Here is a 22,502-nt window from a genome sequence, read left to right on the forward strand (position 1 = left end):
CAATGACCGAGACGAAGTCCCCCGACTCCAGCCGCCGCAGCGAACGCTCCCGCCGCGCCATCTACGACGCCGCCCTCGCCCTCGTCGGCGAGGTCGGCTACGCCAAGACCACCATCGAGGGCATCGCCGCCCGCGCCGGCGTCGGCAAGCAGACGATCTACCGCTGGTGGCCCTCCAAGGCCGCCGTCCTGCTCGAGGCATTCCTCGGCCTCGCCGGGCAGGCGTCCGAGGGCGAGAGTGAGATCCCCGACACCGGCGACCTCGAAGCCGACCTCAAGTTGGTGCTGCGGGCCACGGTCGACGAGCTGAACAGCCCTGCCTACGACGGCCCTTCCCGTGCGCTCGCCGCCGAGAGCGTGGTCAACCCCGAGCTCGCCGCGCAGTTCGTCCAGAAGCTGCTCGAACCGCAGCTCCAGCTGTACGTGAAGCGGCTGCGGGCCGCCCAGGACACCGGGGGCGTACGCGCCGACATCGACCTCCGTATCGCCCTGGAACTGTTCACCGGACCGCTCACCCACCGCTGGCTGCTGCGTACGCTCCCGCTCACCCACGACTACGCGGACGCGATCGTCGAGTACGCACTGCACGGCCTCGCACCACGGTCCTGACCACCGGATCGGGGGGTGCGGCCACCCCGCGCCCGGGAAGGTGGGACGATGGCAGAGTCCGCCAGGGGCGAGCGCGAGGTGTGAGGGGATAGATGGGCGACGGTATCGGCCGCTACCGCGGCACGGAGAACAGGCTGTCCCGGGAGAGCCGGCTGCCCCAGTGGCTGCGCCGACGCCCCAAGAACACCGACGCCGACGACTCCCGCCGCGAGACTCTGCTGCTGGCTGCCGCCGCCGCGGGACTGCCGCTCGCGCCCGCCGCGTACCCCGTGTCGTACCGATGTTCCTGTGAGCGCATCGGCTGTCCCACGCCCGGCAGGCACCCCGTCTCCTTCGCCTGGCAGACGCAGTCCACGACCGACCCCGCCCAGATCGAGCGCTGGGCAACGGGCCAGCCGCAGGCGAACTTCATCACCGCGACCGGCATGGTCCACGACGTACTCGACGTCCCCCTGGAAGTCGGCCACAACGCGCTTGCCCGGCTGCTGGAACGGGGCATCGAGGTCGGCCCCGTCGCCGAGTCCGGCAGCGACCGGATGCTGTTCTTCACCGCCACGCGCGGCACCCCGGAGGACGAGGACGAGTGGTGGCCCTGCGAGCTGGACTGCCACCCCGAGACGATGGACGAGCATCCGGGGCTGCGCTGGCACTGCCGCGGCAGCTATGTCCTCGTACCGCCGGCGCGGTTGCCCGGTGAGCTCGAGGTGGCCTGGGTGCGCGGGCTTGAGTATCCGCTGCCGGATCCGCTGACGCTGCTGGAGACGCTGACGGACGCGTGCGCGAAGTGGGCGGGCGGGGTGGAGGGCCTGGACCGGCACGAGGTGGCGTGGCCGCTGGGGCGTTAGGCCGCGCCTTCCCGAACTGGGGGCAAGCCCCCAGACCCCCGTACGCCCTTCTGGGGGTCCCCCACGCCCTCCGGGCGTAGGGGGAGTGTCCTCAATCTCCCCCAGACTTCGTCCGGGGGGACCCCCAACGGGCTTGAATTCCGCCGGTCGGGCCGAATATTAAGCCCCTCCGGCGATTGAGGTGGGGGGGTCCCCCCACGCCCGCCAGGGGCGTAGGGGGAGGGGGCCGGGGCGGAGCCCCGGTACGGGACGCGCGGTCAACTCGCGTACCGCTACGACCCCTTCGCCGCCGTCAGCCCCGTCAGCCGGCCCAGCACATCGACCGCCCCGCTGTCCGCGCCGCCCGTCGGCACCGTCACCGCCTGGCTGGAGACCCGCTCCTTGGTGACCGTGGACTTCACCTCGCCCGTCAGCAGCGCCTTCACATCCGGGTGGACCTTCAGCCGTACACCCTTCGCGGCGGTCTGCCGCTCGTAGTTGCGCACGGCGAAGAAGACCAGCGCGTTGCCGTCCTCGGTGACAAGGCCGAGCGGCGCGAAGTCGTCGGAGTCCAGCGGCTGGTCGATGTACTGCGTGGACATCCCCGGCAGATTCGAGTCCTTCTTGCGGGACGCGCGCCAGCCCGAGGTGTGCGGACCGTCCTTGAAGTGCTCCGGCTTGCCGTTCTGCATGTACGAGGAGTACTCCTCGCTCAGATCGCGCGGAGCGACCGCCAGCGCGGCGCTGTCCGGCGCGACCGGCTCGGCCCAGCCGTCCTTGTCGGTCTTCAGGGCAGGTATCCGGCCGGGGGACAGGATCGTCAGATACGCCGCCTGCCACAACTGGTCCGCGCCGTTGCGCACGAAGACCAGCACCCAGCGGTTGTCCAGAGCGCCCTTGTCCTGATCCCGGTTGGAGTCGACGTCCGCGAGGAAGAACCGCGGCCAGCCCGCCTTCTTCGGAATGGTGAACTTCGCGTCCGTCAGCTCCAGCGGAACATGCTGCGGGTTGCCGTCCGGGTAGTTGACGCTGCGCGCCTTGAGACCGGCCTGGTTGATCGCGCCGAGCGCACCGGTGACATGGGCCGCGTCCAGGGCCGGATCGTAGGCCTTGTCGGCCTTGTTGTAGGCGTCGGTGAAGTCCTTGAGCGCCTGCGCGGCCTCAGACTTCGTCGCCGAAGGTACGACCTCCCGCTCCCCGTGCACCGTCACGCACCCGCTCGCCGTCAGGCACAGCACCGTCATCGCCGCGAGCCCTGTCGCCGCCCGACTCAGCCTTCTCATCGGTTGCCTTCTGCTCCTTGACCCCCACTGACCGTCCGAACCCTACCGGGGCCAGGAACAGCCCGAGCGTCGGGACCAGATACAGCGCCCACACCGTGACCTGGAGGACGGTCGGGTCGGGCTGGAAGTTGAAGACGCCCTTCAGCAGCGTGCCGTACCAGGTGTCCGGCGGGATCGTCGTGCTGATGTTGAAGGCCTTGTCCGCCAGACCGCCCAGGAAGCGGGCCTCCTGGAGGTCGTGGACGCCGTACGCCAGCACACCGGCCGCCACGACGACCAGCATGCCGCCGGTCCAGGTGAAGAACTTGGCCAGGTTGATCCGCAGCGCGCCCCGGTAGAACAGCCAGCCCAGCAGCATCGCGGTGGCGATGCCGAGCAGGACGCCGATCAGCGGCGCCTGCGTGCTGTGGCTCTCGTCGGTGGCCGCCCGGACCGACGCCCAGACGAACAGCGCCGTCTCCAGGCCCTCGCGCCCCACCGCCAGGAAGGCGGTCGCGACGAGCGCTCCCGTACCCATCTGCAGCGCGGCGTCCAGCTTGTCGTGCAGTTCGGACTTCAGATGCCGCGCGGTGCGCCGCATCCAGAAGACCATCCAGGTCACCAGGCACACCGCGAGGATCGACAGCGAGCCGCCGAGCAGCTCCTGCGCCTCGAACGTCAGCTCCTGCGAGCCGTATTCGAGCGCGAAGCCGAACCCGAGCGAGATCGCGACGGCGACCCCGATGCCGATCCAGATCGGACGCAGCGCGTCCCGACGCCCGGTCTTGACCAGATAGGCGATCAGGATGCAGACGACCAGGCTGGCTTCGAGGCCCTCGCGCAGGCCGATGAGATAGTTGCCGAACACGTCGGGTCCTTTCCGTGCGGGCGGGTCAGGAGAACAGCGCCCGGCCCCACCAGTCGTCCTTGTCCCTGACTCCCGGCGGGATCGCGAACAGCGCCGAACCCACGTGCTGGATGTACTCGTTGAGGTCGTCGCTCGCCGCGAGGGAGCGCTGCACCGGGATGAAGCCCTTGTGGACGTCGCGCTGGTACGCGAGGAAGAACAGCCCCGCGTCCAGGCGGCCCAGGCCGTCCGTGCCGTCGGTGAAGGAGTAGCCGCGGCGCAGCAACTTCGCGCCGCCGTTGGTGTCCGGGTGCGCGAGCCGCACATGCGCGGTCGGCAGCATCGCCGGCAGGAACGGCTCGTCGCGCTCCTTGGCCTTGCCGACCGGGGCGCCCTCGCCCTTGTCCCGGCCGAAGATGTCCTCCTGCTCCTTCAGCGAAGTACGGTCCCAGGTCTCGATGTTCATCCGGATCCGGCGCGCGACGAGATACGAGCCGCCCGTCATCCAGGCCGGACCGTCCTTCTGAGAAACCCAGACATGCTTGCCGAGCGCCGCCGTGTCCGTCCCGGCGATGTTCCGGGTGCCGTCCTTGAAGCCCATCATGTTGCGCGGGGTCTGCGCGTCGGGCGTCGTCGACGAGGTCTTGCCGAAGCCCAGCTGCGACCAGCGGACCGCGACCTTGCCGAAGCCGATCCGGGCGAGGTTGCGGATCGCGTGCACCGCGACCTGCGGGTCGTCCGCGCAGGCCTGTACGCACAAGTCGCCGTCGCTGCGCGCCGGATCGAGGTTGTCGCCGGGGAACTTCGGCAGATCGACCAGGGCGCCTGGGCGCTTGCCCTCAAGACCGAATCGGCCCTTGGCGAACAGGGACGGGCCGAAGCCGATGGTCAGCGTGAGCCGGGACGGCTTGAGGCCGAGCGCCTCGCCGGTGTCGTCCGGCGGGGCCTCCGCGAGACCGCCGTACGCGCCCTCGCCGACGGCCTGCCCGGCCGTCATACGCTCGGCCGCCCGCGTCCAGTCCTTGAGCAACTGGATCAGCTCGGCGCGGTCCTTCGTCTTCACGTCGAAGGACGCGAAGTGCAGCCGGTCCTGGACGGCGGTTGCGATGCCCGCCTGGTGCGCGCCGTGGAAGGGGACGGCCGCGCCGCTCGCGGCCGCGGGCACTGTCGTGTCCTCGCGGCCGATGGCGAGCGCCGTGCCGCCGGCCGCGGCGGCGCCGAGCGCGAGGCCCGCACCGCCCCAGCCGAGCAGCGAACGGCGGGACGGAGCCTTGCCGCCGGTCTCCTCGGCTATGCCGACGGTCTCCGCAGCCGTGCCTTCGGTCTCCGCGGACCTGCCGGTCTCCTCGGACGCACCTGTGGTCTCTTCGCGCACGCTTGCGGTCTTCTCGGACATGAGGTGGCCCCCCTCTACTTCACAACCGCGGCGGCGAGCTTGGACAGCGGCTCGGCGAGCGCGTTGACCGCGTCGCTGAGCTCCTTGCGCTCCGCCTTGCCGACCTTGTCGTACGACGTGAACTCGTACGAGGTGGTGTCCTTGCGGTACTTGTCGAGCAGCTTGTTCAGCGCCGCGAACTGCTTGTCGAGCTCGGCGACGAGCTTCGGGTCGTTCTTCGACGCGACCGGCTTGAGCAGCTCGTACGACTTCTGCGCACCCTCGACGTTCGCCTTGAAGTCGACGAGGTCGGTGTGGCTGTAGCGCTCCTCCTCACCGGTGACCTTGCCGGTGGCGACCTCGTCGAGCAGCTCCTTGGCGCCGTTGGCCATGGAGGTCGGGGTGATCTCGGCCGTGCCGACCTTCTTCTGCCAGACCGTCAGGTCCTTGATGAGGGTGTCGGCGAGGGCCTTCTCCGCGGGGCCGATCTTCTTGGTCTGCCACAGCGCCTTCTCGAGGGTGTGCCAGCCGGTCCACTTCTGGCCCTTCTCCAGGCCGTCCTCGCGCAGGTCGACCTTCGGGTCGATGTTGCCGAAGGACTCGGCGACCGGCTCGGTGCGCTCCCAGCCGATACGGGAGTCGGCGTACGCCTTCTTGGCGGCCTCGATGTCGCCGGCCTTCACGGCGTCCGCGAAGACCTTCGCCTTGGGCAGCGTCTCGTCGGCCTGCGTCTGCACGTACTTGCGGTACGCGGCGACGGCTGCGTCCATCTCCGGGCTGCGCTTGGCGGCCTTGCCACCGCCGGTGGCGGTGACCTGCTGGCGGATGCCGTCGCCCTTCATGCCGGGCTTGCAGGCGATCTCGTACGAACCGGCCTTCACCTCGGCGGTGAGCTTCTGCTTCGTGCCGGGGCCGATGTTCTCTCGCTCGGAGACGATGCGGTCGTCGGGGAAGAGGATGTAGACCTCGGTGACCTTGGAGCCCTTGTTCTCGATGGCCAGCTCGACATGGCCGGCCGGGAACTCCTTCTTCGACACCTCGCAGGAGTCGTCCTTCGCCGTGACGCTGATGCCACCGTCGCCGCCCTTGGCATCGCTCTTCTCGGCGCAGCCCGTGACGGCGGTCAGGGCAGCGGCGGTTGCGGCGGCGGTGACGACGGACAGACGGACGGCTCGCATACGGGCTCCACAAAGGACGAGTACCGGGGGTACGGGGGTGAGGCGGACCTAACTTAACCGAGGCTTACCTCACCAATGCCCACGGGTCCAGTGATGTAGCTCTCAAATCCGGGCCCGGGGTACGGCACCGTCACGGCAAGGTCAAACGAACGTCAAATCGTCCTCTTCGGCCGATGGCCGGGGGCGCCGCGGGCCAGGACTCGTTGATGCTTGAATGCCGGGGTGAATGAACTGGACGTACTGAGCGTCTTCTGCGGCCCCGACGGCCGCCACGGGAACACGCTCGGAGTCGTACGCGACGGCCGCACATGCCCCGACACGGCGTCCCGGCAGACCCTCGCCGCCCAACTCGGGTTCAGCGAGACCGTCTTCGTCGACGACCCCGAGCGCGGCGTCGTCGACATCTACGCCCCCGGCCTGGGGCTTCCCTTCGCCGGGCACCCCCTCGTCGGCGCCGCCTGGCTGCTGGATCTGGAGGCGCTTCATCCTTCCCCTGCCTTCGGCGGGGAGACCCCTATCGCGGGCGAGGTATGGGCCCGGCAGGACGGGGAGTTCACCTGGATCACCGCGCGCGCCGAGTGGGCGCCGCCGCGGCGGCTGGAGCGGTACGCATCCCCGGCCGAGGTCGACGCACTGCCCGCGCCGCCGCCCGGGGAGGGCTGGCTCTACGCCTGGGCCTGGCAGGACGAGGCCGCCGGACGCGTGCGCGCCCGCGCCTTCCCGCGGCGCGACGACGGCATCGTCGAGGACGAGGCGACCGGCGCCGCCGCGCTGCTGCTCACCGCCGAGCTGGGGCGGGCCCTGAACATCACTCAGGGCCGCGGGTCGCAGATCCTGACCGCCCCCGGCCCCGACGGCACCATCGAGATCGGCGGCCGCGTACGCCTCGCGGCCCCCGTTCCCCTTCCCGTACCTGCTACGCGCTGAGCGGGAACTCCGCCCCCAGCTCGCGGAACACCGCCCCGTTGAACTCGAACGCCCGCTTGCACTCGTCGACGATCCGCTTCTTCTCCAGGTCGTCCGCGTTCACCGCGTCCAGCAGCTCGCGATAGCCCCGCTTGAACGCCGCCGGGTTCGGGATCTGCTCGAATACGTAGAACCGCACCCCGTCGCCGTTGCGTGCGAAGCCCCACGTCCGCTCCGCCTTGGCGCGGATGATCTGGCCGCCGGAGAGGTCGCCGAGGTAGCGGGTGTAGTGGTGCGCCACATACCCCGCGGGCCAGCCGCGCGCGCACTCGGCGATCCGTGCGGCGTACGCGGCGGTCGCGGGCAGCGGCGCGAGCCCCTCGCGCCAGTCCGCACCGCGCAGATGCGCGAGGTCGCGCTCCAGCTCGGCGGTGCGCATCAGCTCCGGCCGGATGAACGGCCCGGCCACCGGGTCGTCCTTCAGTGACCCCGCGGCCTCCTCCAGCGCCCGGTACACGAACCAGAGCTGCTCGGTGTAGCGCGCGTACGCCGCCACGCCGAGCCGGCCGCCGAGCAGGTCGCTCATGAAGGTCGACGTCTCCGCCTCGGTGTGCTGCTCGTGCGAGGCAACACGGATGAGTGTCGAGAAGGACGTGTCCAAGGCGGGCCTCCTGGGACCGATGGGTACGGGAACGGAAGCGGCGACGGCACTCACGGTTGCCAGCACCGATGTTCCTGCTTAGGCTTACCTAAGTCAATGTGTTCCCGACGACCTGTCGGTAAAAACGTACCCCTTTTGACGGTCAGGGCAACGTGAGAATCTCGGCCCCGCTCTCCGTCACCACCAGCGTGTGCTCGAACTGCGCGGTCCGCCTCCGGTCCTTCGTCACCACGGTCCAGCCGTCGTCCCACATGTCGTACTCATGCGTGCCGAGGGTGAGCATCGGCTCGATCGTGAAGGTCATACCCGGCTGCATCACGGTGGTCGCGTGCGCGGCGTCGTAGTGCGGGATGATCAGCCCGGAGTGGAACGACGAGTTGATCCCGTGCCCGGTGAAGTCGCGGACCACGCCGTAGCCGAAACGCTTGGCGTACGACTCGATGACCCGGCCGATGACATTGACCTGGCGGCCGGGCTTGACGGCCTTGATGGCGCGGTTGAGGGACTCCCGGGTCCGCTCCACCAGCAGCCGCGACTCCTCGTCGACGTCACCGCAGAGGTAGGTGGCGTTGTTGTCGCCGTGGACGCCGTTGATGTACGCGGTGACGTCGAGGTTCACGATGTCGCCGTCGCGCAGGACGGTGGAGTCCGGGATTCCGTGACAGATGACCTCGTTGACCGAGGAGCAGAGGGACTTGGGGAAGCCGCGGTAGCCGAGCGTGGAGGGGTACGCGCCGTGGTCGCACATGAACTCGTGCGCGACCCGGTCGAGTTCGTCGGTGGTCACCCCGGGCGAGATGTGCTTGGCGGCCTCCTCCATCGCCTGCGCGGCGATGCGACCCGCGATGCGCATCCGCTCCACGGTGTCGGAGTCCTGGACCTCCGGCCCGGTGTACGGGGTGGGCGCGGGCTTCCCGACGTACTCGGGGCGCGGGATGGCTCCGGGGACGGAGCGGATGGGAGAGAGCTCCCCTGGGACGAGCAGCGACTGGCCAGACATGCCAGCGAGTCTAACCAGGGGCCATGGGGCAGCATGGCTCCAGAGGAAGGAGCCGACGATGGCCCTGTTCAAGAAGCGCACGGTCGGAAAGCCGGGCGAGTGGTACTACTGCCTCGAGCACAAGAAGGTCGAAGAGGGCCCGGAGTGTCCGGCGAAGAACCGCTTCGGTCCGTACGCGTCGCGCGAGGAGGCGGAACACGCGATGGAGACGGCGCGGGAGCGGAACCTGGAGTGGGAGAACGATCCGCGGTGGCACGACGCCGCCCGGCCGTCCGACGACGACCCCGCGTAACCGGGTCCGGGTACCGGGTCCGTGCTGCGGGTGGCCTGCGGCGCTTTCCCCCGCCCCGCCCGCTTCCCTGAACTGGGGCTCCGCCCCAGACCCCGCGCCTCAAACGCCGGCGGGGCTTGGTTTCGGGGCTCTGCCCCGGGCCCCGCGCCTCAATCGCCGGACGGGCTGGAAAATCCAGCCCGTCCGGCGATTGAGGACACGGCCGAAGGCCGTACGGGGGTCTGGGGGCTTGCCCCCAGTTCAGGAAGGCCCGCCGCGGGCGGTCAGGCCCGCTCCGCCATCTCCTCCCGCTGCGCACGCCTCCGCACCGCGTCCTCGTCCGTCTCCGCGTCGTACGTGAGCAGCTTCGGCAGCGCCACCGCCAGCAGCCCCACCGACGCCACGCACGCCACACCCCCGCTCCAGATCGCCGGGCGCGTGCCCGTCCAGCCCGCCAGTGCGCCCGCGCGGACCTGGCCCAGCTGCGGGCCGACGCTGTACGAAAGCACCTCGATGCCCGCCAGACGGCCGCGTAGCTCCTCCGGGATCGTCTGGTTCCAGATCGTCGAGCGGCCCAGGCCGCTCAGCATGTCGCCCGCGCCCGCGAACGCCAGGCACAGCAGCACCAGCCAGACGTTCGAGAACCAGCCCGCCGCCGCGATCGCCATGCCCCAGCCCGCCGCGCCGAAGACCACGAACAGGCCGTGCCGCCGCACCCGGGACGTCCAGCCGCTGGTCAGGCTGAGCAGTACCGAGCCGACCGAGCCCGCCGCGTACATCAGGCCCAGCGCCCACTCCGCGTCCAGGTCGTCCGCGAGGAACGGGAAGATCGTGTTCGGGAAGGCGAAGAACATCGCCGCCAGGTCGATCGCGTATGTCCCCAGGAGCACCGGACGGGACCAGGCGTAACGCGCCCCCTCCGCGATGCCGCGCAGCGACGGCTTCTCCGCGTCGTGCGCCGGCGGGGCCGAAGCCAGACGCAGGCACAGCAGCACGGACGCGACGAAGCCGCCGACCGTGATCGCGTACGCCGGCGCATGACCCGCGTAAGCCACCACCAGACCCGCCAGCGCCGGCCCCACGATCGCGCCCAGCTGCCAGCGCAGCGCGTTGAGCGCGGCCGCAGCCGTGAGCTGGTCGTGCGGGACGATGCGGGCCATCAGTGAGTCCAGCGCCGGGCGTTGCATGCCGACCAGCGCGGAGACCCCGGCCGCGACCAGGTACAGCGGCCACAGCATCGGGTCCGGGAGCAGCGCGTTCACCAGCAGGATCACGGCCAGCAGGCAAAGGCCCGCCTCGGTACCGAGGATCAGCTTGCGGCGGTCGACCGCGTCGGCCAGCGCCCCGCCGTACAGGCCGAAGACCACCAGCGGCACCAGCTCCACCGCGCCCATCACGCCGACCGCTAGCGGGGATCCGGTGAGGTCCTTGATCTGGAGCGGCAGCGCGACCATCGCCATGAAGCTGCCGAAGTAGGTGACCAGGCCCTGGATCCACAGCAGCCGGAAGTCGCGGGACGAACGCCAGGGCGACAGGTCGGGCAGGATCGCGGAGAGCTTGGAGGCCATGGTCACAAAGCATGGTCCGTGCCTGTCGTGGCCACGAGCAACCGGTTTACCGGCCTGGCGGGGGTTACCAGCGCGCCGGCGGCGGCGATGTCAGCTGGTCCGCGAGGCGCGACAGCCGGTCCCGGAACCTCCGCCGTCCCCGTGCCACCGGCAGGCTGTTCTCCCCGGCCGCCGCGCTGACCAGATGCTGCACCGTGTCGATGTCCACCTCGTCCGCCCGCTCCGCCACCGTCAGCGCCTCGTGCGCCAGACCGTGCACTTCCGGGTCCCCGCCGTCCAGCGCCAGCACCGTCGCCCCGGCCCGCCGCGCGTCGTGCACCCGCTCGAGCAGCCCCGCGTCCGGCCGCGCCGGTGCCACCACCAGCAGGGTCTCGCCCCGACGCGCCGCCTCCAGCCTGCCGAGGCCGACCGCCAGCTGCGCAGGGTCGCCGGGCCGCACCCGGTGCCGTACGAGCGTCGGTGTCAGCTCCGGCTGCCCGGACCAGGCCGACTCGTCCACGAGATGCGCGGCCAGATGCCACGGCTCGTACTCCTCGGTCCCCACCAGCAGCAGCCCGCCGCCCTGCGGCACGACGGACGACCGCAGCACCCCCGCGAACCGCCTGGTCGCCGCGGGCCAGCCCGTGCCAGCCAGGACTTCGCGCAGCAGCGCGACGCGTACCGCATCCATGGCCCCGCATCCTGCACCACAGCCGCGCCGGGCGGGGCGGGTTGCCACCAGCTCACCCGTTCGGGTGCCGATACCAGGAAGTAAGGTCGGGCCCATGACTTCTACTGACAGTGCAGGCACCGCGCCGAAGGCCCCGGCCAAGGACCCCTGGGACCTCCCCGACGTGTCCGGCCTGGTCGTCGGCGTCCTCGGCGGTACCGGTGACCAGGGCCGCGGGCTCGCGTACCGGCTGGCCAGGGCCGGGCAGAAGGTGATCATCGGATCCCGGGCCGTGGAGCGCGCCGAGACCGCGGCTGCCGAGCTGGGCCTCGGCATCGAGGGCGCCGACAACGCCGAGTGCGCGCGGCGCAGCGACGTGGTGATCGTGGCCGTGCCGTGGGAGGGGCACGCCAAGACCCTCGAGACGCTGCAGAAGGAGCTCGCGGGCAAGCTTGTCGTCGACTGCGTCAACCCGCTCGGCTTCGACAAGAAGGGCGCGTACGCACTCAAGCCGGAGGAGGGCAGCGCCGCCGAGCAGGCCGCCGTCCTGCTGCCCGACTCGAGGGTGACCGCCGCCTTCCACCACCTCTCCGCCGTGCTGCTGCAGGACGCCTCGATCGAGGAGATCGACACCGATGTGCTGGTGCTGGGCGAGGCGCGCGCGGACACTGACATCGTGCAGGCGCTGGCGGGCCGCATCCCCGGTATGCGCGGAGTCTTCGCGGGCCGGCTGCGTGGTGCCCACCAGGTCGAGTCGCTGGTCGCCAATCTGATCTCGGTGAACCGCCGCTACAAGGCGCACGCGGGTCTGCGCGTCACCGACGTGTAGCGCGTCACCGACGCGCAGGTGGTGCGGCCGCCGACGGGGCATGGGGGACACTGGGCGGGACGTACAACACCCGACAGGAGCCGTACCCCATGCCCCGCCTCGCTCTCTACTCCCTGATCGTCTGCACCCTCGCCGTCGTCGCGGCCGTGGTCTCCTTCGCGCAGGGCAGCCGGCTCGGCATCGTCTGGGTGCTGCTCGCGGGGCTGGCCTCCAACATGACCTGGTACTACCTGCGCCGGGCGAAGACCACTACCGGCTGACGACCGCCTCGCAGCCGGGGTTCCGGTCGCTCCAGAACCGGTAGAAGTCCTGGCCGCAGTAGCTGTAGTCCTCATGCACGCCGAGCCCGCTCAGCACCGCGTCGATCACGCCGAAGAACGCGTAGTTCACCTCGGGGATGAACAGGATGCCGAAGACGGCGAGCAGCCCGAACGGTGCGTACGGCTCGACCTGGCGGCGGATCTTGTACGAGAGCCAGGGCTCGATCACGCCGTAGCCGTCAAGACCCGGCACCGGCAAAGAGTTCAGAATCGCGGCCGTGATCTGGAGCAGCGCGAGGAACGCGAGCGCGAACCGGAACACCCACGGCACCCCGTCCAGCGCGTCCAGCCAGAACGGCGCGGTGCACACGACCGCGAACAGCAGATTCGTCAGGGGCCCCGCCGCCGAGATCAGGCTGTGCTTCCAGCGCCCCGTGATGCGGCCGCGCTCGATGAAGACCGCGCCGCCCGGCAGACCGATGCCACCCAGGATCACGAACAGCACGGGCAGCACGATGCTGAGCATCGCATGGGTGTAGACGAGGGGGTTGAGCGTCAAGTACCCCTTGGTGCCAATCGAGATGTCGCCGCTGTGCAGCGCGGTGCGGGCGTGCGCGTACTCGTGCAGACAGAGCGAGACGATCCACGCCGAGGTGACGAACAGGAACACGGCGATCCCCGGGCTTGCCGCGAAGTCCGTCCACACCGCCCAGCCGGTCACCGCCATCACGGCGACTATTCCGAGGAAGACCGGGCTGATCCTCCGGTCGCTGTGGCGGCTTGTGGCGGTGGTCATGGGCGCGGCTCCTGAAGACTGGGGGTCCCCCCACGCCCGCCAGGGCGTAGGGGGAGGGATGTGCGGATCGACCGTACCGGTGGCGTGGGGTGAACGTCCCACGGATGCGGCGAGGTTCCTGCTGCCCTGGTTCCCGCTGGATATTGCTGCGCGGGTCCGGTTCCCTACCGGTGACAATGGGCGGGTGCACTATCGGGTACTCGGCACCACTCAGGCTCTCCACGACGACGGCACACCCGTCGCGCTCGGCGGTGCGCGGCTGCGCGCGCTGCTGGCGGTACTGGCACTACGGCCGGGGCGTACGGTCCCGGTCGGCGTCCTCGTCGACGAGGTGTGGGCAGGCGATCCGCCGGCGGACGCGGTGGGCGCGGTGCAGGCGCTCGTCGGGCGGCTGCGGCGGGCGCTGGGGCATGCGGCGGTGGCGTCGGCGGACGGCGGCGGTTACCGGCTGTGTGCCGACGGCGACGATGTGGACCTGTACCGTTTCGACCGGCGCGCGGGGGAGGGGGCGCGGGCGCTGGAGCAGGGCGACGCGGTGAAGGCGGCGGCGCTTTTGGACGACGCGCTCGCGCTGTGGCAGGGGCCGGTGCTGGCCGATCTGCCCGACCGTACGGCCGAGGCCGCGCGCTGGGAGGCCCGCCGGCTGGACGCCCGCCGCGCACGCCTCGCGGCGGCGCTGGCGCTCGGCAGGGCTGAGGAGGCGCTGCCGGGGCTCGCCGCGCTGTGCGAGGAGCACCCGATGGACGAGCGGCTACAGGTGCTGCGGCTGCGGGCGCTGCGGGACGCGGGGCGTACGGCGGAGGCGCTCGCGGCGTACGAGGAGGTACGTGCGGCCCTCGCGGACCGCTTGGGCGCGGACCCGGGCCGCGAACTGCGCGCGCTGCATGCGGAGTTGCTTTCCCCCACCCCGCCCGTCCTCAATCTCCCCCAGACTTCGTCCGGGGGGACCCCCACGGGCTTGAGTTCCGCCGGACGGGCGGAAACTCAAGCCTCGCCGGCGATTGAGGCGCGGGGTCCGAAGCGGAGCCCCGGGGACGTTCCCGGTAACCTCCGCGCGCGGCTCACCTCCTTTGTCGGGCGCGACGCCGACATCCACGCCATCCACGACGACCTCCGCCGCGCCCGGCTCGTCACCCTGCTCGGCCCCGGCGGGGCGGGGAAGACCCGGTTGTCGCAGGAGGCCGCCGAGCGGGCCGTCGACGGGGCGGGGGAGCGGGAGAACCCCTGGCCCGACGGCGTCTGGCTGGCCGAACTCGCGCCCGTGGACGACCCCGAGACCGTGCCCGAGGCCGTCCTCACCGCCCTCGGCGCCCGCGAGACCGTGCTGCGCGGCGCCGGCGCCGAGGAGCTGCGGGCCGCCGAGCGGCACGGCGACGACCCACTCGTACGGCTGGCCGAGCACTGCTTACGCCGTCGCATGCTGCTGCTCCTCGACAACTGCGAGCATGTCGTCGGCGCCGCCGCCACGCTCGCAGAGCGGCTGCTGGAGAGCTGCCCGGGGGTCACGGTGCTGGCGACCAGCCGTGAACCGCTGGGCGTGCCGGGCGAGTTGGTGCGGCCGGTCGACCCGCTGCCCGACCCGATGGCGCTGAAGCTGCTCGCCGACCGCGGCGCCGCCGCCCGGCCCGGTTTCCGTATCGACGCCGACGAGGCCACCGCCGCCGCGTCCGCCGAGATCTGCCACCGCCTCGACGGACTGCCGCTCGCGATCGAACTCGCCGCCGCCCGCCTCCGGATGCTCGGCCCGCGCCAGATCGCCGACCGTCTCGACGACCGCTTCCGCCTGCTGACCAGCGGAAGCCGTACCGTACTGCCGCGCCAGCAGACACTGCGTGCCGTCGTCGACTGGTCCTGGGACCTGCTCGACGACGCCGAACGCGCTGTCCTGCGGCGGCTGTCCGTCTTCGCGGGCGGCTGCGACCTCCCCGCCGCGGAGGCGGTCTGCGCGGACGCCGGCGAGGACCGCGGCAGTCTGGACGTCGCCGACGCGCTCGGCTCGCTCATCGACAAGTCCCTTGTCGTCGCCGCCCCGACGCCCGACGGGCAGATGCGCTACCGCCTCCTCGAAACCGTCGGCGAGTACGCGGCCGAGCGGCTCGACGAGGCCGCCGAGCGCACCGCCGTCGAGTGGCAGCACCTGCTCCACTACCGGGAGTTGGCCCGCACCACCGACCCCCTCCTGCGCGGCCCCGGCCAGCGCGCCGCCATCGACCTGCTGCAGTTGGAGTACGAGAATCTGCGTACCGCGCTCCGCCGCGCCGTCGCCGCCCGCGACGAGCAGGAGGCACTCCGCCTTGTCCTCTCGCTGGTCTGGTACTGGCAGATGAAGGATCTGCGCACCGAGGCCAGGCAGTGGGCCACCGCCGCGGGCGAGCTCGGCCCCGACCCCTTCGCATCGCCAGTCGAGCCCGCCCCGCCGGTCTTCGAGCGCTTCACCGACGCGCCGCGGCCCATGTCGCCCGAGCTGCTGCAGGAGGCCCGGCGTGGCGCAGCGCTGATCCGCATGGTCTTCATGGACTACGACATCGAGGGGTGGACCTCGCCGGAGAACATGGAGCGGCTGCGCAGGATCACCCAGGTCTACCGGCCTGGACTGCCGCAGACCTGTCAGCCCCCGGGATCTTTCTGGTTCTTCGCCGTCGTGATCACCGGAGACACCCAGCAGCTCAAGGAGGTGCTGAACGAGACCGTCGACGCCTGCCGTGCCTACGGATATGAGTGGGAGCTCGCCGCATCCCTCCAGGCGCGGGCCAATGTCCTGGCCAACCGCAGCGAGTGGGCGGGCGACGCGGCCGCCGACGCCGACGAGGCGCTGGAAGTCTTCACCCGGCTCGGCGACGCCTGGGGCGCCGCCGAGGCCCTGTCCGCGCGCGGCGAGGCGCGCGAGCGGCGCGGTGAATACCTGCTCGCCGCCGAGGACTTCACGGCCGCCATCGAGTACGCGGAGCAGATCGGTGCCCAGGCCCAGACGGCGGTGCTGCGCTCCCGCCTCGGCGGCAATCTGATGGAGACGGGCGAGGGCGAGCGCGGCGAGGCGCTCGTCCGCGAGGTGCTGGCCACGGGCACGAGTGTGGGACACGAGTCGACGGCCATCGCCCGGCTGCTGCTCGCCGTGTGGCTGGGCCGCACCGGGCGCAGCCAGGAGGCGCGCGCCGAGATCGGGCTGCTGCTCGAGCAGTTCCGGTACAACGCCTTCGCGATCTTCGAGGGAATGGTGTTCGGCTGCCTCGCCTGGCTGGACGTCCTGGACGGCCAGTACGAGCTGTCGCTGGACCGGGTGCGTACCGCACTGGTCAAGGCGCAGGATCCGCTGACCCGGATGGTCGCCCCACAGACGCCCTCCGTGCACCTGGTGACCGCCGCCGGGGCGCTGGCCCGGGGCCGCCCGGAGCGCGCGCCGGACGCGGCCCGGCTGCTCGGCGCGTCCGACGCCCTGCTGCCGCCCGGCCACTTCGCGACCCGGCACGAGCGGGAGAACAGAGCCTCTTCCGAGGCCGCGGTGCGCGCAGTGCTCGGCGAGGCCGCCTACGAGGCCGCGTACGCCGAGGGCGGCGGCCTCACTCTCGATGAGGCCACCGCCCTGGTGTGACTGTGTAACCCTGTGGCCGTGTGACCATGCGTCGGATCAGGTCTTCTTACGGAACTTGGCGACCGCGAGCGGCGCGGTGACCGCCGTGATGGCCGCAGCCCAGCCGAGCGTCATCCATACGGATTCGGCGACCGGGCCACCGTTGATCAGATTCCGTGCGGCGTCCGCGAGGTTGGAGAGCGGGTTGTAGTCGGTGAAGCTCTGCAGCCAGCCGGGCATCGTGGTCGGTGGGGCGAAGATCGACGACCCGAACTGCAACGGCATCAGTACGAGCATGGCCACTCCCTGGACGGCCTGGGCCGTCTTCATGGTGAGACCGAGCAGAATGAAGATCCACATCAGCGAGGCGCCGAAGGCCATGGACAGGCCGACCGCCGCGGCCAGTCCGAGGACCGAGGTGTGGATCTGCAGGCCGAGCAGGAAGCCCATGGCGAGCAGGATGGTGGTGGCGACCAGCATCCGGCCGATCTCGACCACGATCTTCGCGATGAGGACGGAGGACCGGGCGATCGGCATGGACCGGAAGCGGTCCATGACGCCCTTCTTGAAGTCGTCGTTCACGCCGGTGCCGACGGCCATGGCGATGTTCATGCCCATCATTGCCATCAGGCCGGGGATCACATAGTTCACGTACTCCTGCTGGTTGCCCTTGCCGGAGATCGCGCCGCCGAAGACGTACACGAACAGCAGCGTGAAGATGACCGGCATCAGCAGTACGTCGAACATCGACTCCGGATCCTGCTTGATCTGCAGGGCGTTGCGGCGCACCAGCGCGCCGATGTGCCGCACATTGGCCCGCAGGCCGATCCGGCCCTCGCCGGGAAGCGCCTTGGCCGGCGCAGCGTTGATCGTTGCCGCGCTCATGCCGCGACCTCCTCGGGAATCGCGTCGGAGATCTCCGACGACAGGGTCTTCTCGCTGGTGATCGCCAGGAACACCTCGTCCAGGCTGGGCAGATGGGTGCCGATGTGCGCGATGCCGAATCCGCGGACGCCCAGCAGGCCGACCACCGCGGTCAATTGCTCGTCGCTGAGGATCGGCACGTACAGCAGTCCCTCGTCCGGGACGGCATGCGCCCCCGCGAGCCCGTCCAGGCCGGCGTCGGCGACCGCCGCCGCCATAGCCGACAGCTGCGCCGGATCGCTGGGCCGTATCTGCAGGGTGCGGCCGCCGACCTTCGCCTTGAGCTCGTCCACCCGGCCGTTGGCGATGACCCGCCCGCGGTCGATGACCGTCAGCTCGCTCGCCAGCTGCTCGGCCTCCTCCATGTACTGGGTGGTGAGCAGGACGGTCGCCCCGTCAGCGACCATCCGCCGCACCTCGTCCCAGACCTCGTTTCGGGTCCGCGGGTCCAGGCCCGTCGTCGGCTCGTCCAGAAAGAGCACCGCAGGGCTGCCGATCATCGAGGCGGCCAGGTCGAGCCGCCGCCGCATGCCGCCGGAGTACTGCATTGCGGGCCGTTTCGCGGCTTCGGTGAGCGAGAAGCGCTCCAGCATCTCGTCGGCGCGGCGGCGGGCGTCCTTGCGCGACAGGTCGAGCAGCCGCCCGATCATGTAGAGGTTCTCCCAACCGGACAGCTTCTCGTCGACCGAGGCGTACTGCCCGGTGAGGCCGATGGTGCGGCGCAGCTGTCTCGGCTGCCTCACCACGTCGTAGCCGGCGACGACGGCATGGCCGGCGTCCGGGACGACGAGGGTGGAGAGGCAGCGTACGAGTGTGGTCTTGCCGGCGCCGTTGGGGCCGAGGACACCGACGACCGTGCCCTCGCGCACGTCGAGGTCCACCCCGTCCAGCGCCTTCGTCTCGCCGTAATTCTTAACGAGGCCTCGTACCTCGACGGCGTTGTTGTCGATTCGCGTCATGCCGTACACGGTTCCAGCCGCCACCGACAGACCGCCGACAGATCACCGACAAGCCGGTGACAGCCGCACCGACAACAGGGGAGGGGCAGGTCATGCCCCGTGAAGCTACGCGGAGGGCGGTACTACGCGGGCTTGGCGTAGTCCCCGAAGCCGGCCCAGTCGAGCACGACGCACGGCTCGTCCCCCACCACCCATGCGTCATGACCGGGCGCGACGGAGATGAAGTCGCCGGGTCCCGTGTCCACGGACTCGCCGTCGTTCATGACGATCTTCATCCGCCCGCTGATGATGTATCCGGCGTGAGCGGCCTCGCAACTCTCGGTGCCCGCAATGGGCTTGACGTGCTTGGACCACTGCCAGCCCGGCTCGAATACGGCCCTGCCGACGGGACCCTGGTCGGTGTTGAGAAGGGCGACCTTCCCCTTGCCGTCCTCGAATGGCCGGGTTTCGTCGGCCGAGTCGAAGTTCCTGGAAACGATTCCGGTCATGGTCATCCGCCTCCCGGCGGAGAGAAAGCGGCCCCGAGTGTCAATTCCAGGCTACGCCGCGGCCCCTCGGGGAGTCTCCCGCACGCCGACAGCCCGCCGATGGGGGATGTCGGCGGGCTGTCGTCTGTGCCGGGGGTGGCCGGTGGGTGGTGCTCAGTGGAAGGTGTGCTCCTCCTGCGGGAACGCACCGCCGGCGACGTCGTCGGCGAAGGCCTTCGCGGCGTCGCCGAGCGTCTGGCGCAGGTTGGCGTACTGCTTGGTGAAGCGCGGCACCTTGCCGCCCGTCAGGCCCGCCATGTCGGTCCAGACGAGGACCTGGGCGTCCGTGTCGGGGCCCGCGCCGATGCCGATGGTCGGGATGTGCAGGCTGCGGGTGATCTCGGCGGCGACCTCGGCCGGGACGAGCTCCAGGACGACGGCGAACGCGCCCGCGTCCTGTGCCGCCTTGGCGTCGCGGACCAGCCCGTGGGCGGCCTCGTCGCTGCGGCCCTGGACGCGGTAGCCCATGGTGTTGACGGACTGCGGGGTCAGGCCGAGGTGCGACATGACCGGGATGCCTGCCTGGACGAGCAGTTCGGTCTGTCCGAGCGAGCGCTCGCCGCCCTCCAGCTTGACCGCGCCGACGCCCGCGTCCTTGACCAGCCGGGTGGCGTTGCGCAGGGCCTGGACGGGGCCTTCCTGGTACGAGCCGAAGGGAAGGTCGCCGACGATGAGGGCCCGCCTGGTGCCCCGTACGACGGCGGCGGACAGCAGCGTCATCTCGTCCATCGTGACCGGCACGGTGGTCTCGTAGCCGAGATGGACGTTGCCCATGGAGTCGCCGACGAGCATGACCGGGATGCCGGCCTCGTCGAAGACGGACGCGGTCATCGCGTCGTATGCGGTGAGCATCGGCCACTTCTCGCCGCGCTCCTTGGCGGCGGCGATGTCGTGGACGGTGATACGGCGAGTGCCCTTGCCGCCGTACAGCGCCTTGCTGCTGTCGGTGGGCTTCTGGGCAGCCTGAAGCGTCATGGCCAACGGCTCCTTCGTCATCTCGAGGCGCCCTCACGGCGTCCCCGGATCACCCCCATGGTGGCACCTCGTGCCGCTCCGGCGGAAGGGGACCCGTACGTTGGGTAAGGTGTTCGATACGAGACGGTCTCGTATCGAAATTAGGCTAGGCAGGGGATCATGTCGACTCCGTCCGGCCCACCTGCCCCTCCCCGCATACCCGAGGCCGTCCACCGGCGGCGCTGGGCGATCCTCACCGTCCTGATGTTCAGCCTGCTCATCGTCGTACTGGACAACTCGATCCTGAACGTGGCGGTCAGGACGCTCGCCAGCCCCGAGCCCGAGGGCATCGGCGCGACCCAGAGCGAGCTGGAGTGGGCGCTCAACTCCTACACCCTCGTCTTCGCGGGGCTGCTGTTCACCGCGGGCCTGTTCGGCGACCGTATCGGCCGCAAGAAGGTGCTGTTCTTCGGAGTCGCCGTCTTCGGCGTGGGCTCGGCCCTCGCGGCGTTCTCCGGCTCGCCCGGCGAGCTCATCGCGTACCGCGCGGTGATGGGCATCGGCGGGGCCTTCGTGATGCCGGCCACCCTCGCCGTACTGATGGACGTGTTCGAGCCCCAGGAGCAGCCCAGGGCCATCGGCATCTGGGCGGGCAGCGTCGGCGTCGGCATGGCCATCGGCCCGGTCACCGGCGGGCTGCTCATCGAGCACTTCTGGTGGGGCTCGATCTTCCTGGTCAACGTGCCGGTCGTGGTCGTCGCGCTGATCGCTGTGGCCCTGCTCCTGCCGGACTCCAGGGACCCGAACCCGGGGCGTATGGACCCGCTCGGCGTAGTGCTGTCCGTCATCGGGCTGATCCTGCTGGTGTACGGAATCATCCGCGGCGGCGAGCTGGCGGACTTCTCGGCGCCGTCCGTGCTGCTGCCGATGCTGGGCGGTCTGGTGGTACTCGTCTGGTTCGTACTCCACGAGAGACGCAGCGACCATCCGGCCATCGACCTCACGTACTTCAAGAGGCCCGCCTTCGCGGCGGCGGTCACCGCGATCGCGCTGGTCTTCTTCGCGCTGACGGGCGTGACCTTCTTCTCCGCGTTCTACCTGCAGAGCGTGCGCGGCTACGGCGCGCTGGAAGCGGGCCTGCTCATCCTGCCGCTGGCCGTGGCGCAGATGGTCGTATCACTGCGCGCGCGGCTGATCGTCGACCGGTTCGGGGCGCGGACAGTGTGCACTGTCGGCATGCTGCTGGTCGCCATGGTGCTGGGGGCTTTCGTGATGTTCGATGCCTCGACCCCGCTGTGGGTGATCGAAGTGGTTCTCTTCGTGCAGGGCGTGGCGATGGCGCTCATCACGCCCCCGGTGACGGTCTCGGTGATGCAGTCGCTGCCCCGCGAGAAGGCGGGGTCCGGCTCCGCGGTCAGCAACACCTTCCGCCAGGTCGGTGGGGCACTGGGTGTCGCGGTGCTCGGTTCGCTGCTGTCCACGCAGTACCGGGGTGCGATCGAGGGGCACCTCTCGGTGGTCCCGAGCGGCGCCCGGCAGGCCGCGGGTGAATCGATCGAGGCGACGCTCGCGGCCGCGGAGAGACTCGGCCCGGCGGGCAAGGCGCTGATCGTCCCGGCGAACGAGGCGTTCTTGCACGCGATGCATCTGACGGCGCTGGCCTCGGCGGGTGTGGCGCTGATCGGCGCGCTGGTGGTGGTGTTCTTCATGCCGGACGGCCGGAAGAAGGAGCCGGCGCCGGACCTCGAGCCGGAGCTGAAGAGCGCAGAACGCCGGCCGGAGCGGGTACTGCCCGGTGGCCCGGGGCCCGTCGGCGAGAATTGCCGGCGATGACGAGGGTGAGAGGGGGACCGGACGTGCCGGTGAAGGACCACCAGGACAACGGCGGCCAGAGCGGCGAGCCCCCCGCGCGGCGCGGCACCCCAACCACGGGACGGCGCGGGCGGCCCCGGAGCGAGGCCGTCGAGCGGGCCATCGTCGGGGCCGTTGTGCGGCTTCTCGAAGACGGCGTGCCGTTCTCCGAGCTCTCCATCGAGCGCATCGCCCGCACCGCCGGCGTCGGCAAAGCCACCATCTACCGCCGCTGGGACGGCAAAGAGGCCCTCTTCGTCGATGTCGTCCGCTCCATGGAGCCCGTGGACCCGCCGCTGCCCGGCACCTCCGTACGTGACGATCTCGTCGCGATGGTCGAGATGCTGCGGCAGCGCGGCCTCGCCAAACGTTCCTCCGCCCTCCTGCACAACGTCTTCGCCCAGATGCAGAGCTATCCCCAGTTGTGGAACATGTACCACCACACCGCCATCGCCCCCCGCCGCGAGCGGATGGACGAAGTGCTGCGCCGCGGCATCGCGAACGGCGAGATCCGCGCCGACATCGACTTCGGTCTGCTCGGCGACCTCTTCGTCGGCCCGATGCTCGTACGGACCGTGCTGCGCCCCGGGGGCACGCCGGAAGAGGGCAGCGCGGAACGGATCGTCGACGCCGTACTGGAGGGCGTACGCCCCGCAGAAGGCGCGCCCCGCTGATGCTCCGCCGA

At 70.7% G+C, this 22,502-nt stretch carries 22 protein-coding genes; 9 read left to right on the forward strand and 13 right to left on the reverse strand.

Annotation, left to right across the window (positions count from 1 at the left end):
• The first annotated feature begins 2 nt into the window (after nt 1-2).
• Complete coding sequence (locus QFZ67_RS28115; protein ID WP_307663840.1) at nt 3-608, forward strand: TetR/AcrR family transcriptional regulator; 606 nt, start codon at nt 3-5, stop codon at nt 606-608.
• Between the two features lie 92 nt (nt 609-700).
• A complete protein-coding gene (locus tag QFZ67_RS28120) occupies nt 701-1,453 on the forward strand; it encodes a bifunctional DNA primase/polymerase (RefSeq protein WP_307663841.1) in 753 nt (250 codons plus the stop codon).
• Nucleotides 1,454-1,725: 272 nt separating this feature from the next.
• Here the strand turns inward: QFZ67_RS28120 and QFZ67_RS28125 are convergent, their stop codons facing one another.
• Genes QFZ67_RS28125 through efeO form a run of 4 tightly spaced genes read right to left on the reverse strand, consistent with a single transcriptional unit; the run spans nt 1,726 to nt 6,094 of the window.
• Nucleotides 1,726-2,676, reverse strand: a complete 951-nt coding sequence (locus tag QFZ67_RS28125; RefSeq protein WP_307663842.1) for a hypothetical protein — start codon at nt 2,674-2,676, stop codon at nt 1,726-1,728.
• Nucleotides 2,594-3,562, reverse strand: coding sequence for an iron uptake transporter permease EfeU (gene efeU, locus QFZ67_RS28130; protein ID WP_307663843.1), 969 nt, complete (start codon nt 3,560-3,562; stop codon nt 2,594-2,596). The genes QFZ67_RS28125 and efeU overlap by 83 nt, the downstream gene beginning before the upstream one ends.
• A 25-nt stretch (nt 3,563-3,587) precedes the next feature.
• Complete coding sequence (efeB, locus tag QFZ67_RS28135; protein ID WP_307663844.1) at nt 3,588-4,937, reverse strand: iron uptake transporter deferrochelatase/peroxidase subunit; 1,350 nt, start codon at nt 4,935-4,937, stop codon at nt 3,588-3,590.
• A 14-nt stretch (nt 4,938-4,951) separates the two neighbouring features.
• Nucleotides 4,952-6,094, reverse strand: coding sequence for an iron uptake system protein EfeO (efeO, locus tag QFZ67_RS28140; RefSeq protein ID WP_307663845.1), 1,143 nt, complete (start codon nt 6,092-6,094; stop codon nt 4,952-4,954).
• 222 nt (nt 6,095-6,316) lie between these two features.
• On the opposite strand from efeO, the gene QFZ67_RS28145 reads away from it, so the two are divergent.
• Entirely contained in the window at nt 6,317-7,021 is a 705-nt protein-coding gene (locus tag QFZ67_RS28145; RefSeq protein ID WP_307663846.1) for a PhzF family phenazine biosynthesis protein, read from the forward strand.
• Here the strand turns inward: QFZ67_RS28145 and QFZ67_RS28150 are convergent.
• Both QFZ67_RS28150 and map read right to left on the reverse strand, forming a co-directional pair.
• Nucleotides 7,011-7,661, reverse strand: a complete 651-nt coding sequence (locus QFZ67_RS28150) for a heme oxygenase (biliverdin-producing) (RefSeq protein ID WP_307663847.1) — start codon at nt 7,659-7,661, stop codon at nt 7,011-7,013. The two genes, QFZ67_RS28145 and QFZ67_RS28150, sit on opposite strands and share 11 nt — an antisense overlap.
• Before the next feature lie 142 nt (nt 7,662-7,803).
• Nucleotides 7,804-8,661: a type I methionyl aminopeptidase gene (map, locus tag QFZ67_RS28155; RefSeq protein ID WP_307663848.1), complete on the reverse strand. Its 858-nt coding sequence runs from the start codon at nt 8,659-8,661 to the stop codon at nt 7,804-7,806.
• A 58-nt stretch (nt 8,662-8,719) separates the two neighbouring features.
• Between map and QFZ67_RS28160 the strand changes: the two genes are divergently transcribed.
• Nucleotides 8,720-8,953 carry a hypothetical protein gene (locus QFZ67_RS28160; protein ID WP_307663849.1) on the forward strand — a complete coding sequence of 78 codons (234 nt, stop codon included), beginning with the start codon at nt 8,720-8,722 and terminating at the stop codon, nt 8,951-8,953.
• Nucleotides 8,954-9,216: 263 nt separating this feature from the next.
• On the opposite strand, the gene QFZ67_RS28165 is transcribed toward QFZ67_RS28160, so the two are convergent.
• Complete coding sequence (locus tag QFZ67_RS28165) at nt 9,217-10,500, reverse strand: MFS transporter (RefSeq protein ID WP_307663850.1); 1,284 nt, start codon at nt 10,498-10,500, stop codon at nt 9,217-9,219.
• Nucleotides 10,501-10,564: 64 nt separating this feature from the next.
• Nucleotides 10,565-11,170: a hypothetical protein gene (locus QFZ67_RS28170; RefSeq protein ID WP_307663851.1), complete on the reverse strand. Its 606-nt coding sequence runs from the start codon at nt 11,168-11,170 to the stop codon at nt 10,565-10,567.
• A gap of 94 nt (nt 11,171-11,264) precedes the next feature.
• On the opposite strand from QFZ67_RS28170, the gene npdG reads away from it, so the two are divergent.
• Both npdG and QFZ67_RS28180 read left to right on the forward strand, forming a co-directional pair.
• The gene (gene npdG / locus QFZ67_RS28175) at nt 11,265-11,978 is read left to right on the forward strand and encodes an NADPH-dependent F420 reductase (RefSeq protein WP_307663852.1); all 714 of its coding nucleotides are present in this window, start codon (nt 11,265-11,267) and stop codon (nt 11,976-11,978) included.
• An 89-nt stretch (nt 11,979-12,067) separates the two neighbouring features.
• Nucleotides 12,068-12,238, forward strand: coding sequence for a hypothetical protein (locus QFZ67_RS28180; protein ID WP_307663853.1), 171 nt, complete (start codon nt 12,068-12,070; stop codon nt 12,236-12,238).
• Here QFZ67_RS28180 and QFZ67_RS28185 read toward each other — a convergent pair.
• Nucleotides 12,228-13,034 carry a site-2 protease family protein gene (locus QFZ67_RS28185; RefSeq protein WP_307663854.1) on the reverse strand — a complete coding sequence of 269 codons (807 nt, stop codon included), beginning with the start codon at nt 13,032-13,034 and terminating at the stop codon, nt 12,228-12,230. The two genes, QFZ67_RS28180 and QFZ67_RS28185, sit on opposite strands and share 11 nt — an antisense overlap.
• A gap of 184 nt (nt 13,035-13,218) precedes the next feature.
• Here QFZ67_RS28185 and QFZ67_RS28190 point away from each other — a divergent pair, with 184 nt between their 5' ends.
• Complete coding sequence (locus QFZ67_RS28190; protein ID WP_307663855.1) at nt 13,219-16,623, forward strand: BTAD domain-containing putative transcriptional regulator; 3,405 nt, start codon at nt 13,219-13,221, stop codon at nt 16,621-16,623.
• A 36-nt stretch (nt 16,624-16,659) separates the two neighbouring features.
• On the opposite strand, the gene QFZ67_RS28195 is transcribed toward QFZ67_RS28190, so the two are convergent.
• The 4 genes from QFZ67_RS28195 to panB form a co-directional block, all read right to left on the reverse strand.
• Nucleotides 16,660-17,487: an ABC transporter permease gene (locus QFZ67_RS28195; protein WP_307663856.1), complete on the reverse strand. Its 828-nt coding sequence runs from the start codon at nt 17,485-17,487 to the stop codon at nt 16,660-16,662.
• On the reverse strand, nt 17,484-18,485 hold the full coding sequence (locus QFZ67_RS28200; protein ID WP_307663857.1) for an ATP-binding cassette domain-containing protein: 1,002 nt from the start codon (nt 18,483-18,485) through the stop codon (nt 17,484-17,486). Before QFZ67_RS28200 ends, QFZ67_RS28195 begins: the two co-directional genes overlap by 4 nt.
• Nucleotides 18,486-18,607: 122 nt before the next feature.
• Nucleotides 18,608-18,973: a cupin domain-containing protein gene (locus tag QFZ67_RS28205; protein WP_307663858.1), complete on the reverse strand. Its 366-nt coding sequence runs from the start codon at nt 18,971-18,973 to the stop codon at nt 18,608-18,610.
• Between the two features lie 153 nt (nt 18,974-19,126).
• On the reverse strand, nt 19,127-19,987 hold the full coding sequence (panB, locus tag QFZ67_RS28210; RefSeq protein WP_307663859.1) for a 3-methyl-2-oxobutanoate hydroxymethyltransferase: 861 nt from the start codon (nt 19,985-19,987) through the stop codon (nt 19,127-19,129).
• A 159-nt stretch (nt 19,988-20,146) separates the two neighbouring features.
• Between panB and QFZ67_RS28215 the strand changes: the two genes are divergently transcribed.
• Both QFZ67_RS28215 and QFZ67_RS28220 read left to right on the forward strand, forming a co-directional pair.
• Nucleotides 20,147-21,799, forward strand: coding sequence for an MFS transporter (locus QFZ67_RS28215; protein ID WP_307663860.1), 1,653 nt, complete (start codon nt 20,147-20,149; stop codon nt 21,797-21,799).
• Nucleotides 21,796-22,491, forward strand: a complete 696-nt coding sequence (locus QFZ67_RS28220; protein WP_307663861.1) for a TetR/AcrR family transcriptional regulator — start codon at nt 21,796-21,798, stop codon at nt 22,489-22,491. Before QFZ67_RS28215 ends, QFZ67_RS28220 begins: the two co-directional genes overlap by 4 nt.
• Nucleotides 22,492-22,502 lie beyond the last annotated feature (11 nt).

Origin of the sequence: Streptomyces sp. V1I1 (assembly GCF_030817355.1) — a bacterium.
In the GTDB taxonomy this organism is placed as follows: Bacteria; Actinomycetota; Actinomycetes; order Streptomycetales; family Streptomycetaceae; genus Streptomyces.

Bases quoted from the DNA above. Each gene is read 5' to 3' on its own strand.
- QFZ67_RS28115 (WP_307663840.1), top strand. From the start codon at position 3: ATGACCGAGACGAAGTCCCCCGACTCCAGCCGCCGCAGCGAACGCTCC.
- QFZ67_RS28120 (WP_307663841.1), top strand. From the start codon at position 701: ATGGGCGACGGTATCGGCCGCTACCGCGGCACGGAGAACAGGCTGTCC.
- QFZ67_RS28125 (WP_307663842.1), bottom strand. From the start codon at position 2,676: ATGACGGTGCTGTGCCTGACGGCGAGCGGGTGCGTGACGGTGCACGGG.
- efeB (WP_307663844.1), bottom strand. From the start codon at position 4,937: ATGTCCGAGAAGACCGCAAGCGTGCGCGAAGAGACCACAGGTGCGTCC.
- efeO (WP_307663845.1), bottom strand. From the start codon at position 6,094: ATGCGAGCCGTCCGTCTGTCCGTCGTCACCGCCGCCGCAACCGCCGCT.
- map (WP_307663848.1), bottom strand. From the start codon at position 8,661: ATGTCTGGCCAGTCGCTGCTCGTCCCAGGGGAGCTCTCTCCCATCCGC.
- QFZ67_RS28160 (WP_307663849.1), top strand. From the start codon at position 8,720: ATGGCCCTGTTCAAGAAGCGCACGGTCGGAAAGCCGGGCGAGTGGTAC.
- QFZ67_RS28165 (WP_307663850.1), bottom strand. From the start codon at position 10,500: ATGGCCTCCAAGCTCTCCGCGATCCTGCCCGACCTGTCGCCCTGGCGT.
- QFZ67_RS28170 (WP_307663851.1), bottom strand. From the start codon at position 11,170: ATGGATGCGGTACGCGTCGCGCTGCTGCGCGAAGTCCTGGCTGGCACG.
- npdG (WP_307663852.1), top strand. From the start codon at position 11,265: ATGACTTCTACTGACAGTGCAGGCACCGCGCCGAAGGCCCCGGCCAAG.
- QFZ67_RS28180 (WP_307663853.1), top strand. From the start codon at position 12,068: ATGCCCCGCCTCGCTCTCTACTCCCTGATCGTCTGCACCCTCGCCGTC.
- QFZ67_RS28185 (WP_307663854.1), bottom strand. From the start codon at position 13,034: ATGACCACCGCCACAAGCCGCCACAGCGACCGGAGGATCAGCCCGGTC.
- QFZ67_RS28195 (WP_307663856.1), bottom strand. From the start codon at position 17,487: ATGAGCGCGGCAACGATCAACGCTGCGCCGGCCAAGGCGCTTCCCGGC.
- QFZ67_RS28200 (WP_307663857.1), bottom strand. From the start codon at position 18,485: ATGACGCGAATCGACAACAACGCCGTCGAGGTACGAGGCCTCGTTAAG.
- QFZ67_RS28205 (WP_307663858.1), bottom strand. From the start codon at position 18,973: ATGACCGGAATCGTTTCCAGGAACTTCGACTCGGCCGACGAAACCCGG.
- panB (WP_307663859.1), bottom strand. From the start codon at position 19,987: ATGACGCTTCAGGCTGCCCAGAAGCCCACCGACAGCAGCAAGGCGCTG.
- QFZ67_RS28215 (WP_307663860.1), top strand. From the start codon at position 20,147: ATGTCGACTCCGTCCGGCCCACCTGCCCCTCCCCGCATACCCGAGGCC.
- QFZ67_RS28220 (WP_307663861.1), top strand. From the start codon at position 21,796: ATGACGAGGGTGAGAGGGGGACCGGACGTGCCGGTGAAGGACCACCAG.